The organism is Actinomyces ihuae (assembly GCF_001457875.1).
In the GTDB taxonomy this organism is placed as follows: Bacteria; Actinomycetota; Actinomycetes; order Actinomycetales; family Actinomycetaceae; genus Pauljensenia; species Pauljensenia radingae_A.
Genome location: NZ_CZPX01000005.1, coordinates 234,155 through 248,295, shown reverse-complemented (window position 1 = coordinate 248,295; position 14,141 = coordinate 234,155). Strand labels below are relative to the sequence as shown.

Genomic DNA, 14,141 nt, shown 5'->3' with positions numbered 1-14,141 from the left:
GAGATGTGGAGGATCGGCCAGACTTGGATAGGGAGTGCCCGCATGGCAAACGAGCGGATTACAGAAGACTTAGTCGATGAAAAGCTCCGCAACCTCGGATATTACGAGGATGCAGAGAAGATCATCGTTGAGAAGCAGCAATCCGCCATTGAGCTGGTTCGCAAGTCTTTGTCGAAGGCGTCGAAAACTGGCGGCGGCGGTGGTGGTTTCCCGGAGTTCATCATCACTGCCCCCGACACCCCCGACATGATCGTGGTTATCGAGTGCAAGGCAGAGACACGTTGGCACGAGTCGGAAAATCGTGATCGCCCTAAAGACTTCGCGGTTGACGGTGTTCTGCACTACGCAAGTTTTCTGACACACAAATACACCGTGATCTCGATTGCAGTCTCGGGCACGCCTGCACATAGTGAATGGTCCTTCTTTGTCACCACCAAAGGAGAGAAGGAAGCACGCCCGCTTAAGGCCCCGAGCGGTGCAGCGATTACCGAACTTGTCAGCCTTGATGACCTCATTACCGCCGCATCGTTCGATCCTTCTGTTCAGGCAAAGCGAACAAAAGACCTCATTTCGTTCTCTCAGGAAATGCACGCTTTCATGAGGGATGAAGCGGAGCTAGAAGAGAAAGAGAAGCCTCTCGCCGTCGCGGGTAGCCTAATCGCGCTCAACGACCCTGTCTTTGCAAAGACCTACGAAGCATATGGTGCGAAAGACTTGCCCGACTTCTGGATGCAAACGATCCAGAAAGTCATCGGGTCTGCGCAAATCCCGTTCGCCAAGATAACGAACATGACCCAGCCGTTTACTGGCATCCAAGTGCACCCAGAGCTGGGTAAAGCTACCAAAGCCTATCCGCAGGGCTTGTTACACGAAATCGTGACCCTGCTTGCGGAGAAGGTGCTGCCCTTTATCACCGTTTATCACGACTTCGACGTTGTGGGAGCTTTCTACGGTGAGTTCCTGAAGTACACAGGCGGTGACGGCAAAGGGTTGGGGATTGTACTCACGCCGAAGCACATCACTGAGCTGTTTAGCCTGCTTGCCAACGTCGATAAGGACAGCATCGTGCTTGACACCTGCGCTGGTACTGGAGGCTTCCTAATCTCGGCAATGAACCAGATGGTCCGTACTGCGATCACGCAAGACGAGATTGAGTCGATCAAGAAAAACCAACTGATCGGCGTCGAACAAAACCCGAGCATGTACGCCCTAGCGGCTTCAAACATGATCCTGCGCGGTGACGGGAAGGCCAACCTCTACCAAGGGTCTTGTTTTGACACCGCCATCACCAAAGGCGTCAAGTCCCACAAAGCGACAGTTGGTTTGATTAACCCGCCTTACGCCAAAACTAAGGAAGACCTGCACGAGCTGCGATTCGTGGAACACATGCTTGATTGTCTCACTCCCGGGGCGATCGGTATTGCCATTGTCCCTATCTCGTGCGCAACTGCGCCTAGCATCCGCAAGCGCAGCCTCCTGAAGAACCACACACTGGAAGCAGTCATGTCAATGCCACCGGAAGTCTTTTACCCGGTTGGTGTCGTCACTTGTGTGATGGTGTTTACTGCACACATTCCACATGAAAGATCTGACCGGAAAAGCTGGTTTGGTTATTGGCGCGAAGACGGGTTCGTCAAAATTAAGAATCTCGGCCGCGTCGATCGAAATGGAACCTGGCCAGAGATACGCGACCACTGGGTTGAGATGTTCCGTAATCGAGAAGTCAAGCCTGGTGAATCTGTCATGCAAAAGGTGGATGCCGAGGATGAATGGGTCGCGGAAGCTTACATGGAAACGGACTACTCGACTCTTACCCAGTCGGACTTCGAGAAGGTCCTTCTCGACTACGCACTGTTCACCTTGCGCGGGGTCGATATCGAAGAAGGCGGGGACGCGTGACTCGCCAACCTTTAGGTGACCTATTTCATGTTGAGTACGGAAACAAACTCGACATGAACAAGATGACACCAACCGATCCACGGACAGGCATCGCATTTGTAGGACGAGTGGGTGGCCTGAACGGAAAATCAGGTGTCTCCGGGTACGTCGAGGCACTACCTGACCTGACCCCTTATCCCACAGGTTTAATCACAGTTGCCCTCGGAGGGTCGCGACTGCTGTCTTCCTATGTTCAGCAGCGCCCGTTCTATACAGCTCAGAACGTGGCAGTCCTTCGTCCAAAGCGAGACACCATGAGTCTCAACGAGCGTCTCTTCTACGCGATGTGTATTCGCAAGAACGCCTTTCGTTATAGCGCTTTCGGAAGGGAAGCAAACCGCACTCTAGCGACTATTGAGGTTCCCACCGAGATACCCGATTGGGTCGAAATTAGTGAGGTTCCGACTCATGAGGGGCTTCGGGCAGCTACAGGCGATCCCGTGGCTTTGACCGACCCCAGTGGCTGGTGCGATTTCCCGATAGAACAGCTATTTGAGATCAAGAAGGGTAAGCGAGTCACCAAAGCAAATAGGCAACCGGGAACAACACGTTTCATAGGTGCTTCGGACAGTAACAATGGGATTACCGATTGGAGCGCGCTTGAACCACTCTTCCCCGCAGGGACCATCACAGTTCCCTACAACGGATCGGTTGGTTATTCCTTCTACCAGGATCAACCGTACTTCGCCTCAGACGACATTCAGGTGTTAATCCCTAAACAAGAAGTGTCCTACTGGGCAATGCTGTTCATCTCAACCATGATTCGTCACGAGAAGGACCGATTCACGTATGGGTATAAGTGGAATTTGGCTCGAATGAGGAAGATGACACTTCGGTTGCCAGCTGCACCAACCGGGAAGCCTGACTGGGATTACATGGAAGGCTTTATGCAAGGATTACCGTTTTCTGCCGCGATCACTGGTGAGGTGGGTGTCTAACGCTCATCGGTTACGCCTACGTTCCAACCTCCAAGCAGAGACAGTAGCTCGACACTCAGCGTGACCTTCTTGTCCAGCGCACCCGTGAGGGCGTGGCGCACGCCCGCGCCCAGGGCAGGGTCGCCGGCCCCAAACCGAAGCTCGACCAAGAACAAGCCCAGATCGCCAAGGAGCTTATTGAGGGCGGCAAGTCCGTCAGTGCAGTAGCCAGGACATTCAACGTCTCGCGGCCGACGATCTATCGCGCTCTCAAGCGCATCGAAGCCGACGCCTAAGCACAGGCTGCGTCGCTAGCGCTCGCACCCGGCGAGAAGGCACCAGGCTGCGCTAGCGACGCCCGGCGCACAAAGGCACTGTACTGCTGGGATACGCCTGCGACCGGCAGAGCCGGGCCGAATACGGGATTGACCACATACACCCCGTATTCGTGCAAAGGAGCACTGCCATGTCCACTCATTCCCACACGCTTGCATCTCACGGCGAGATCCTTGCGAACCTCCCCGGCATCCTCGGCTTCTACCCGAACAACTCGCTGATCCTCGCGTTCTTCGTCGACGACGAGGGCGTCGACACCGTCCGCCTCGGCCCGGTCGCACGGTTCGACCTGGACGAGGCCGTGGAGAAGCTCAACGAGAGCCGCGAGCGGTTCGCAGCGTGGGTCCACCACCTCGAACTCGACGCAGTTATCGCGTACATGATCAGCGATGACATTGCGCAACCGGTCTTCGACGAGACGGCCACGTACCTCACCAGCGGGGCAGTGCACCTACCGCCGCTGCTCGGGGTGGTGCAGGTGCCCGAAATCGTCACCGGGGCCGCGTGGTGGTCTGTGTACCAGCATCCGCTCATCGACGAGCCACGCCACGGCGTTGTCGGCGAGGTCGCCGCATCGGCGGCGCTTCAGCAGATGCTAGAGCACACCGGAGAGCTGCCGGAGCCGAGCAAAGACGACATCGAAGCACGGTTGAACAGCACCGATCACGGCATCGACGCTGCCGAGCACGCCGACATCATCGAAGACGCGCTGGCGTATATCCCGCCCATGTTCGCGGACGTGCTGCAGCGTGAATACGAGCAGGCGGCGGCAGGGATCACCCAGCCGAGCACTCGTGCTGTTCGGTCTGCGCTGAAATGCTTCACCACGCCGCGCTTGCGAGACACGCTGCTCGCAGCGCTGCTCGATGAGCCGCAGGCTGGCCTTGCGTTCATAGAGCAGGTTATGCGCGCTGTCCCGACCAGCTGGCCGGGGATGCGGGCGCAGCTCACCGCCACTGTTGCCGTGCTCGCTCACGCCACAGGCCAGCCGGGACTAGCTGGCGTGGCTGCGCAGCGAGCCACCGAGATCGGACCAGACGAGAATTTCCCGTCTCTGGTGGCCAAGCTGACCGACATTGGCCAGGGCGAGCGGATGGTCGAACTCGTCCGCGAGGGCGCTGAGAAGACCCGCACGATCTTGTTCACCGAGTAACACCACACACCCCGTTGCAGCGATGCAACGGGGTTTCTTTTTCTCGCGGGGCCGTGGCCAGCAGAGATGCACACCTAGCGGGGCGGGGGAGAACCCCCTAGACAGCAGAGCTGTCTCCAACAGACGGATTGACCATCCATCCGAACAAGGAGGCACCTGATGCGCGACATCACCCACACCGACCTGGAACTGCTCTACCAGCTCGCCGACGGCATCGACGGCGAGGACGCCGATCCGGGCGCAGCACAAGAACTGCGCGACCTAGAGGCGGCAGGCACACCGCTGCCCTGGGCAGTGCTGTAACGACAGCTCAACCCCCGCAGCGGCAAAGCCGCTGCTTAAGTACCCAAATTGCACGGCAAATCACACCCACTCACGTAAGGAGAACCATCATGTCCAACCCCTTCAACAACGGCACCATCGTCGGCAACGCAGCTCGCGCACCCAAGCTGTTCGAGCACGCAAACGGCGGCGCGACGGTGAAGCTCAGCGTCTATGCGCGCAACACCTTCAAGAACAAGTCCACCGGCAAGGTGGAAAGCGAGATCGTGGAGCTGACCGGCTACGTCCAGGACGCCGCGAACCCCGGTGTGTTCGGCTGCATCGGCTCCGGCGATCGCGTTGCGGTGAGCTACTCGCTCAAGACCGACGTCTACACCGACAAGGACGGTGTGAAGCAGTACCCGCTGGTGGCGCGCATCGACACGGTGCAGCTGATCGATTCCAAGAAGGAGTCCGCTGCTCGCGCTGTCCGTCGCGGAGGCGAGGCGGCGACCGCCGCCCTGGCTGGCGCTGAGGGCGAAGAAGTACCGTTCTAACTACGAAACCCCGCAGGGAAACCTGCGGGGTTATTTTTTCAACCATTTCACACGCCAATTTGCTGCGAATCACTTGTGCAGTTTTACGGTGCAGTGGTGCGGTGCTTTTACTGGCGTTTCTGCTGCGCAACTCACTGCACTATGTAGTGTCTGTGACATTTCATTAACACGTAGGTTGCACTGTGTATTGGGCACCCATTTCATCGACACGTTTACTGCGCAATCAAATGCCCTGTCACTTTAATGACATGTGAATTGGGCAGTGAAGTGGTTTGTCATCCTATTGACACCTTTACTACGCAACAGAATGACAACGACATTCTGTCGGCCCTTCTACGGACATCTCTTCTGCGCAGCACATGCCCCGTCGTACACACCGACGTGCTGCGCACTATCTCCGCCACTCAACAGGCCAATTCACTGCGCAACGTAGTGACACCGGCCCCGCCTAGCCGAGATTTCTTCGATTTTCGCTGAATATCAGCCGTTTACCCGCCGCCAATGACCTACGACGCCGACGGCCCCCTGTTAGGCCCGCAGAAGGCCGTACAGGGCAGGGGAGAGCAGTGCTACAACTCCATACCGCCATCACGATCACGCTGCTGTTGCTGCTGGCGGCGCTTCTCGATGCGCTCGCGTGCACGCTGCTGCGCCCCGCCCTTCTTGCCTGAGGTCTGCGACTGCCTGAACAGCGTGTAACGCTCAAGCAACTCTGGGCTGCGATGCAGTTCTTGCACCAGGAACTTCTTATCCAAGTGCTCCAACTGTTGTCCTGACTTCACCGCTTCTTCGATGATGATGGCGGCTTCATCTTCGGCGTCCGTGTGCGCGTTGCGGCGGATCTGATCAGCCTCATCGCGGGCATCCTTGCGCGTTACTGCAGCGTCGCGTGTGGCCTCGTCGCGGATGCTCGTGGCCTCATCTCGTGCTTTGCTGCGGATCGTCTCGGCGTCGCGCTCAGCCTGCTTACGGGCCTCGTCGGTCTTGCGAGTGATCGTCTCTGCTTCGCTGCGAGCTGCGGCTGTAATATCGCCCGCCTTGGCCCGCGCAGTCTCTTCGGCTCGTTCGAGCAGCTCGTCTGCTTGCGCTTCGGCCAGGCCCAACTCCTGCTCAGCATCCTTGCGTGCTTCGCTGCGGATCTCTTCGGCTTCTTGCTCGGCCTTCTCGCGTGCTTCCTTGAGCACACGCTCGGCAACCTCGCGAGCCTGTGCTTCAGCATTCTCCTGTACGCGCTGGGCTGCTTCGCGGGCTTCTTGCGCCTGTTCAAGTTCCTTAGCAGCCTGCTCGCGGTCACGATCAATTGCGTCCATGTCGCGCTGCACGGATCGCTTCTTGACTTCCACATCATCCTCGCGCTTGGCGAGATCGCGCTCCCGGTCTTGTTGCTCGGTGTAGCGGTCGAGGTTGAGTGACTCGTCATGACGTTCGGAGACTTCTAGTTCCACCGGATAGCCGAGCGAGTGCATGTGTTCGCGCAGGCCCCGTTGCGCGTCGATGAACTTCTGGTTACCCGAGATCTGCTTGCCCTTCTTCGGGCCGGATGTGTACCGCACTGAGGTGTCAGTGTTGTACGCGATGCCGGGGCGGCAACGGAGCTTGTCGGGATCTTCGGGCTTCGGTGAGAACGTATCCGCCTGGAACTGGATGTGTGGCGTTGATTCGTCAAAGTTCATATCACCGCCAGCGACTGCGTCGATACCGCCGGGGATGAAGTTTTCTGCAAGCCAGCGCATTGACTCTTCGAGGTACTGCTTTGCTTCCTCGTAGTCGCGGGCGACATAGCGCGGACGTTTCACTTCGCGCCCGTCCACCTCACTGGTGTAGTAGTCGGGGATCTCCTTGCACATCGACTTCGGCAGATACACGACGAACAGCGACGTCTTGAAACTGTTCTTCTGCACGCGCACTCCGTCCATCCGAGGCGTCTACGGCCGCCACAGGGCCGTACAGCCGCTGCCACAAAGATGAACCAATCGAGTCGCGGCGCTACACATTTGCATCAACAGCTGCCGCTGGATCTGCTGCAGCGCGACGCGCTGCGAAACACACGTCGCTGGCGGTGCTCGTTACATGCGCTTGCGCGCATATGGCCGCCGCGAACGTGATGCGTCTGCACAGATACTGTGCTTATGGCACGGGCCGATATGGAGTGTGTTATTCGACCCGTGTTGTTATCACCCGCAGCAGCATCAACACCGCCTTGCGGCGGATGGCTCGCTGCGGGATGTTCACCACCCTGCAATGACCGCCTAGCGGCGGTGTCGTTATGCAGGGTGTGGCTGTGCGCACCACGTTAACGATGTCGGTCTTGCCGTTCGGTTCGACGCCGTGGCACGTTCGCAAGCTCACGTTGCACACGGCGTGCGCGATGACGCGGGAAGACGCCGCAAGCGGCGTTTCCACCCGTCATCGGCCCTTACTTTAAGACCGACATACAACGACTGACGCCGTATGTGGTGCGCACAGCGTGGCGACCTGCAGATTTTGCGTAGGCACCATGTGCGCTTCGCGCATCAACGGGCCGTTTCGGGTAAGGGTCGAAGACCGCATAAAGACCCGAAACACGCAGGTCGCAGCCCCCTTCTGTGTCAAAACCCCTATGAGTTTGTCGTTATAGGGATAGAAGGGGGAAAAGGGCATAAGGGGGTGCGACGCCTCCGCTGCGCTCCGGCGCTCGGCATAGCCGAGGCACTGCACCGGGTGTTACCGCTCGCTGGCGCTCGCATAACCCGGTGCCCGGCGCTGGCGCGCCGCCCCTCATAGCCCCAGACTCAGACCTCGCTCGCTCGGTCTGGCTGGGTCTACCTTTCCCTCCGCTTGCGCTCCGGTCAAGATGCCCAATAGTGCAGCTGGCGCTGCACCTTGTGTGATGACCCATGCTTTACGTCACGACACTGCCGGCAATCCGATATATCCCGTCGATATACAGTCGGATATGCCAGCATCGATGTGTCGTGGTTGGGTCATCACGAAACGCTCCATCACGGCAAGCCTGCCGAGATGGATATTGGCGTATCTCACGACGCGGCATTATGCGGCATGCGCCGCATATCATCTGCCGTCGCGGTTGCATCTTCAGCAGCACAGCTGCTGAAATCTGCTCTGTCCACGCTGCTGTCTTTGCTGCGCCCACAGTCCCGTCTTCGGCATATTTCACATCCACACGAGACTATGCCGGCCGGAACCGCGCATGACAGCAGCGCGACATACCGCCAGCCATGTGGCGGATGATCCAGGCGACGGGGCAGACGTGTATATGCCCCGTCGCCGATACCGGCGCAAGCATCGTGACAGTGTCACGTGTAGCGGTGCCGCAGCCACCCGCACACACGCGAAAACCCCGCCCTTGCGAGCGGGGTGTGTGGCGACATCAAACGTGACGGCTGTACGTCGTCACGCCGCGTGGCCGTACACACATGAGGTGATTGCGTGTACGGCTAAAGGGTTAGTCGGGTACAACTTCTAGATGCCGCTTCGGCTTACTGCCCTCGGTGCTCTCAGGCGTGTCGCCGTCACCGTTCTCAGGTGTATCGCTGTCCCCTTCGGTGCTGGCGGACTTGTCACCGTCCCCTTCGGTGCTGGCGGACTTGTCACCGTCGAGATTCACCTCGAACTCTTCGGCATACTTGCGCAACTGCGCAAGGCGCTCCTTTGTCGCTTTGTGTGCACGGCGCGCCTCGTTCACGGTATCTTTTGCTTGCTGCTCATCGCGCAGCGCTGCTGCGTAATCGTCTCTGAAAGACATGGTTTGTTCTCCTTGGTTGAATGAACTGTTTATTTGGACTCGGGGCACGACGGTGGAGCGCGCGTGTGTAGTAGCACGGCCATCACCCATCAGCCCTCGCACTCAGTTCAAGACCCAGCCTGACTAGCTGAGCTAAGCGGCGGGATCTCGTCGTAGGCGGGTTTGTCCGCATTAGTGCTTCACACCGCCCAGCACCGTGACGAGCTGCTGGCGCTGCTCATCTGTCAGTTGGGGCGCTGCATTCACGACGGCATCGACGAAGCCGTCGAATAGCTGCGGGGCAGGGCGGCGTGCGGCCGCGAGGTAGGCGTCGAGATCGTCTTGGCGAATCCGATAGGCGGTGCCGAAACGGTGGAATGAAAGACGGCCCTCTTTAATAGCTTTTCGCAACGTGGACTCGGAGCCGACGCCGAGATCGGCGAGTTCCTGCAGCGTGTAAAAGCGTGGCGCGACGGCGGTAGTCGTGTCCTTTTCGGACATAGAAAAACGCTCCTGGGCAGATTGATCTGTCCCGGAGCGGGGTGCTTTACCGGCTTGCTATTCAGGCGGCTTGGAGTGCCGTGCTCAACTCGCTAGAACGGTGGTCTGCCGTCCCATCGCTTTACGGGAGCGCTTACTCCCTACCTGACCGCTTTTGTGGTTGGCAATGCCGTTGCCGACCGGTCTATCTCGTCGGAGGAACCGCGCCTATCACGGTCGAGAGGCTGTCTCTTTATGAATTATCCTCGGGGTTATCCCCCGTATGCGGCTGGCTAAACCAAAAACGAATTAAAACGCCACATACGGTCTGGGGGCCATCGTACGGAACTTATGCGTCGCGCACAATAGCCTGCGACCTAATCTTTACGAATCGAACCGAGCACGTTTCTACACGCCACGTGGCACGGCTGGGGTGTTGTGGTGGGGCAGCTGTTGTGTGGCGGCATGGTGACACGCAAGGGGTGCGCCTTTTTGTGACCTGTGACACGTCTATAGTGTGCTCGTTTCGTAGTTTTGACCTCGTTTCGTAATTTGCCGATCAAAATACGAAAAAATTACGAAACGCTCTACCTGCGGTTTCGTAGAACTACGAAAATCGGAAAACCAAATTACGAAACACGCGATAACGCTGTGACCTGCACAGACACGTCACATTTCGGGGATGTTTCGTAATTTTGCGGCATTTCGACCCAAACCTTTTAAGGGAGAGACACAGACACACATTACGGGCACATGTCTACGACATAGACCGTCCTCATTGAGGGCACGCTGCAGGGGTTGTAGCTATGTGACACGGCCGGGATGCTGCGTCACGGTGACACGCAAGGGGCGCGCCTTTTTATGACCTGTGACACGTCTGTAGCGCGCTCGTTTCGTAGTTTTGACCTCGTTTCGTAATTTGCCGATCAAAATACGAAAAAATTACGAAACGCTCTACCTGCGGTTTCGTGATTTCCGCAAACGAAAAGAACAAAACTACAAAACACGCGATAACGCTGTGACCTGCATAGACACGTCACATTTCGGCGGTGTTTCGTAATTTTGCGGTATTTCGACCCAAACCTTTTAAGAGAGAGACACAGACACGCATTGCAGGCACATGTCTACGACACAGAGCGTCCTCGTTGAGGGCACGCTGCAGGGGTTGCAGCTATGTGACACGGGACACAATCGCAATCAAGGTGTCTCTTCTTATTTAGATTTTCTTCAAAAAGTGGAAAAATTACGAAACGAAAACCATTTACGCTGCTCAACGTATGTTTTTGTGTTTCGTAGTTTTGTTCTTTTCGTTTACGAGATTACGAAATGACCCGCAAATACCTACCGTGACCTGCGGTGATGTGTTTCGTATTTTTCTGCGTAATTTCACGTCGCCCGAAGCAGACACCCTGCCGTGTGCTTGCTGCAGGGCTGCGGCCGTCCCTCCATGTGGAGCGTCAGTGTCGATGCTGTAACTTAAACGTACATACATTTGTGGCGCTCTCGTTACGTGTCTGTGCATTGCCGAGCTCTTTACTGTTGTGTGTGGGCGCGCAGCCGTAGTGTCCGTGCCACTCCGAGTAGGGCGCGTCGTACCCCAAACCCATGTTCAATTAAATTCCAATCCAGAGAGGTCTTGCACTGTTGCGGTGCGGTTGTCTTCTTTCTCACCGTATTGGACCCTGCGAAATTAATTGGATACGATAGGCCCATGTTGATTTCAGGTTCCGTTTTCATGCGGCCGCTCACCAGCCGCTAAGGCGGTTTTCTCCCTCCCGCAGGTTAGAAACCGCTCCGGTCCTTTAGCCGGGCGGCCATTTGCCATGCCCGGCTCCGTTTCAACTCCACGGAGCACACCTGATGTCTACATACGGATACGGCCGTCACGAACATGGCCAAAATTTTCTCACAGACCACAAGATCATCAACTCCATCGTCGATCTTGTAAAACAAACCTCCGGCCCCATCATTGAGATCGGGCCAGGAAGCGGTGCCCTCACTCACCCGATATCCCACTTGGGGAGGGCAATAACGGCAGTTGAGGTAGACGCAAAACTAGCTGCCAAACTCACAAAAAAGACCGCCTCGGCGTCGGTCGAAGTGGTCCATGATGATTTCCTCAACTTCCCGTTACCCGCCACTCCCTGCGTCATTGTGGGAAACATTCCCTTTCACCTCACCACTGCCATTCTTCGAAAGTTGTTGCATGCGCCGGCATGGACTGCCGCTGTACTCCTCATGCAGTGGGAAGTCGCTCGCCGCCGGGCCGGGGTAGGTGCAAGCACGATGATGACAGCTCAGTGGTCCCCATGGTTCACGTTTCACCTTGGTTCCCGAGTACCAAGGTCTGCTTTCCGGCCACAGCCAAACGTTGACGGGGGGATCTTAGTGATCCGCCGGGTGGGTGACCCGAAGATCCCGATAGAGCAACGCAAAGCCTTTCAGGCGATGGTGCACACCGTTTTCACCGCCCGGGGACGCGGGATAGGGGAAATTCTCCGAAGGGCAGGGTTGTTTTCATCACGTTCAGAGACACAATCATGGTTGCGCTCGCGAGGAATCGACCCCGCAACCCTACCTCCCAGATTGCACACCAGCGACTGGATCGATCTCTTCCAGGTGACTGGTTCCTCTTCACCGCGCCATCGGCCCATTTCACAATCGGGAAGTAGTCAACGCCCTCCTCAACGGAAAAATCGAGGCCGGCGGCGGTAATCCCCCCACCACCAAAACCGAAATCCACCAGTAGTAGTGAACGACCCATGTTCGTCTACCGTGAGCCGCGTTATGGCAGTGACGTGTTCTCGTCGGGCACAGTCATAGTTCCCGGCGTTGCCAGCGACAGGGTTCTACACCCAGCAGCGGGACCGATCAAAATCACCCGCACGGGGAACGACCCTGCTGGTGGTTTCGATTTTGATGAAAGCGAGGAGACATAGCCCCTCGCCAACTCCCCGTAGCTGGCGAACAGTAGCTCCTGGCGCTGGCGCTCGTTGGTGAGTTTGCGTGCCACATCGAAAGCCTTATCGACTTCCCGGTCCAAGTTGTTGTGAGCCTTGAGCAGAATTGGGTCCATCGATAACGGGTTGTAGTGCTCCGCGAGTGACCGCTGGGGGTGCCGCTCGCGTGCCCGCAGCACCAACTGTCCAGCGTCGATGATTCGCTGCTGCGCCTTCTCATCTAGTTCACACAGAGCTGGTCCGCAGTTGTAGCTCCCGATGTACTCCGAAAAACGGAAAAAATAAATAGTGGGGATACATCAACCTTCCACTTTCCATTCTTCCGGCTCAGAGTATTGAGGGGTCTGGGACCGGGTCCGTAAACCCTTTATGTTTTTCGCGCACAGCGGTTTTTAGCGACGCACCCTATAGGTTTTCCGCAGAACCTATATGTGTTTCTGTGCACCCCCATATGTTGTCTGTTTCTAGCGGTATTTCGTTGTACTTTGCGCATCGAATAGTTATTTATCGACGACACTCCGTCGAGTTTAAGTTCAATGTGTAGGTTAGCCGAATAAGAAGCTCTGGCAGATGGTGGGGCAATCCTGCTCTGACATCTTAATCTAGCTTGGGTGCGCTGGGATTAGGACTGGTCACGTGTGAGAAGTTTTCGTGTACAACTAGTGACATGAACTTTTTATTGCTCGGTGGTACCGGTTTCCTTGGAGGACACATTGCGGCTGCAGCAGTCGACCGAGGCCATCAAGTTACTTGCCTTGCACGAGGTAACGGGAAGGCTCCCAACGGAGCTGAGTTTGTGAGTGCGGACCGTGACCGTGACGGTGCGTACGATGAGGTTGCGGGGAAAACTTGGGATACCATTGTGGATCTGACGAGTCAGCCGAAGCATGCGCGGGATGCGGCGGCGAAACTCCAGGCCAAGCATCGTATATTTGTGTCTTCGAGCAGCGTATATGAGGATCAGGGAAGTATTTCTTCCGAGTCTGATTCCGTAGTCACTCCGCTTGAAATTGACTACATGGAGGACATGGGGCAGTACCCAGCCGCAAAGTCTGCTTGCGAAACGATTTATCGCAGCACAAATCGGTCGGTAATGGTAGTTCGACCCGGTCTGATCGCTGGCTACGGCGACGAAACAGGGCGCAGTGGTTACTATCCGTGGCGCTTCGCGCATCCCACGGGTGAGAACGTGATCGTCCCAGACCCGGCGTTTCCCGTCGCTATGATTGATGTGAAAGACCTTGCAGGCTGGATAGTTGAGTCTGCAGAAGTTGGGACTTTCGGAACCTTTAATGCTACGGGGTTTGCTACTTCCTTGTCCGATGTGTTCAAGATTTCGCGTGAGTTAACCGCATCGGAGGCTACGGAGCGACCTTGCTCTGATGAACTGCTTCTCGCTAATGATGTAACCCCGTGGATGGGCCCAAAATCGTTGCCGTTGTGGGTACCAGGTGAACAGTTTCGCAACATCGCGCTACTCGATTGCACCGCAGCCTACGAAGCGGGCCTGCAGATTCGCCCGTTGAAAGAGACATTGGCGGATGCGCTGCGATTTGAAGAAGAACAGCAGGGTGAAAGACTCGCTGGGCTCAGCGATGAAGAGGAAGTCGTGCTTCGCCAGCGGTTAGAAGGTGGCATTTAGTTTCGGCAGGAACAGTTTTAGTTGCAGTCGGGACCGTACTGAGTTGGTTTTCGTTCCGCGACTGACTGTGAGAATGAGTCCGAATCTGACTCGAGGGGAACTTCGGCGATGCTAGCTCTTCATGACGGGGAGCGATGTAGCGTTCTTTCGCCTCTCCGTGGAGTTCCGTTTCG

The 14,141-nt window shown here is 56.8% G+C and carries 12 protein-coding genes; 8 read left to right on the top strand and 4 right to left on the bottom strand.

The window, feature by feature from the left end:
* Window positions 1–42: 42 nt before the first annotated feature.
* From BN3002_RS05800 to BN3002_RS05780, 6 genes are all read left to right on the top strand, one after another.
* Entirely contained in the window at window positions 43–1,899 is a 1,857-nt protein-coding gene (locus tag BN3002_RS05800) for an HsdM family class I SAM-dependent methyltransferase (protein WP_024058955.1), read from the top strand.
* Complete coding sequence (locus tag BN3002_RS05795; RefSeq protein WP_022865465.1) at window positions 1,896–2,876, top strand: restriction endonuclease subunit S; 981 nt, start codon at window positions 1,896–1,898, stop codon at window positions 2,874–2,876. Before BN3002_RS05800 ends, BN3002_RS05795 begins: the two co-directional genes overlap by 4 nt.
* A gap of 92 nt (window positions 2,877–2,968) precedes the next feature.
* Window positions 2,969–3,151, top strand: coding sequence for a helix-turn-helix domain-containing protein (locus BN3002_RS05790; RefSeq protein WP_022865466.1), 183 nt, complete (start codon window positions 2,969–2,971; stop codon window positions 3,149–3,151).
* 170 nt (window positions 3,152–3,321) lie between these two features.
* Window positions 3,322–4,344: a DUF4192 domain-containing protein gene (locus BN3002_RS05785; RefSeq protein WP_038610815.1), complete on the top strand. Its 1,023-nt coding sequence runs from the start codon at window positions 3,322–3,324 to the stop codon at window positions 4,342–4,344.
* 159 nt (window positions 4,345–4,503) lie between these two features.
* Complete coding sequence (locus tag BN3002_RS11270; RefSeq protein ID WP_016456431.1) at window positions 4,504–4,647, top strand: hypothetical protein; 144 nt, start codon at window positions 4,504–4,506, stop codon at window positions 4,645–4,647.
* Window positions 4,648–4,736: 89 nt separating this feature from the next.
* Window positions 4,737–5,162 (top strand): single-stranded DNA-binding protein, encoded by a 426-nt coding sequence (locus BN3002_RS05780; RefSeq protein ID WP_048733861.1) that lies wholly within the window; start codon window positions 4,737–4,739, stop codon window positions 5,160–5,162.
* Between the two features lie 569 nt (window positions 5,163–5,731).
* Here the strand turns inward: BN3002_RS05780 and BN3002_RS05775 are convergent.
* The 3 genes from BN3002_RS05775 to BN3002_RS05765 form a co-directional block, all read right to left on the bottom strand.
* Window positions 5,732–7,078, bottom strand: a complete 1,347-nt coding sequence (locus BN3002_RS05775; protein WP_040693938.1) for an ATP synthase F0 subunit B — start codon at window positions 7,076–7,078, stop codon at window positions 5,732–5,734.
* Between the two features lie 1,529 nt (window positions 7,079–8,607).
* Entirely contained in the window at window positions 8,608–8,907 is a 300-nt protein-coding gene (locus tag BN3002_RS05770) for a hypothetical protein (protein WP_024058949.1), read from the bottom strand.
* Window positions 8,908–9,078: 171 nt separating this feature from the next.
* Window positions 9,079–9,387, bottom strand: a complete 309-nt coding sequence (locus BN3002_RS05765; protein ID WP_024058948.1) for a helix-turn-helix domain-containing protein — start codon at window positions 9,385–9,387, stop codon at window positions 9,079–9,081.
* A 1,839-nt stretch (window positions 9,388–11,226) separates the two neighbouring features.
* On the opposite strand from BN3002_RS05765, the gene erm reads away from it, so the two are divergent.
* Window positions 11,227–12,081: a 23S ribosomal RNA methyltransferase Erm gene (gene erm, locus BN3002_RS10750; RefSeq protein WP_016456425.1), complete on the top strand. Its 855-nt coding sequence runs from the start codon at window positions 11,227–11,229 to the stop codon at window positions 12,079–12,081.
* A gap of 70 nt (window positions 12,082–12,151) precedes the next feature.
* Here erm and BN3002_RS05750 read toward each other — a convergent pair whose 3' ends face one another.
* Window positions 12,152–12,559 carry a type IIL restriction-modification enzyme MmeI gene (locus BN3002_RS05750; RefSeq protein WP_425319843.1) on the bottom strand — a complete coding sequence of 136 codons (408 nt, stop codon included), beginning with the start codon at window positions 12,557–12,559 and terminating at the stop codon, window positions 12,152–12,154.
* Window positions 12,560–12,993: 434 nt separating this feature from the next.
* Between BN3002_RS05750 and BN3002_RS05745 the strand changes: the two genes are divergently transcribed.
* Window positions 12,994–13,968, top strand: a complete 975-nt coding sequence (locus tag BN3002_RS05745) for an NAD-dependent epimerase/dehydratase family protein (protein WP_034662607.1) — start codon at window positions 12,994–12,996, stop codon at window positions 13,966–13,968.
* Window positions 13,969–14,141: the final 173 nt, after the last annotated feature.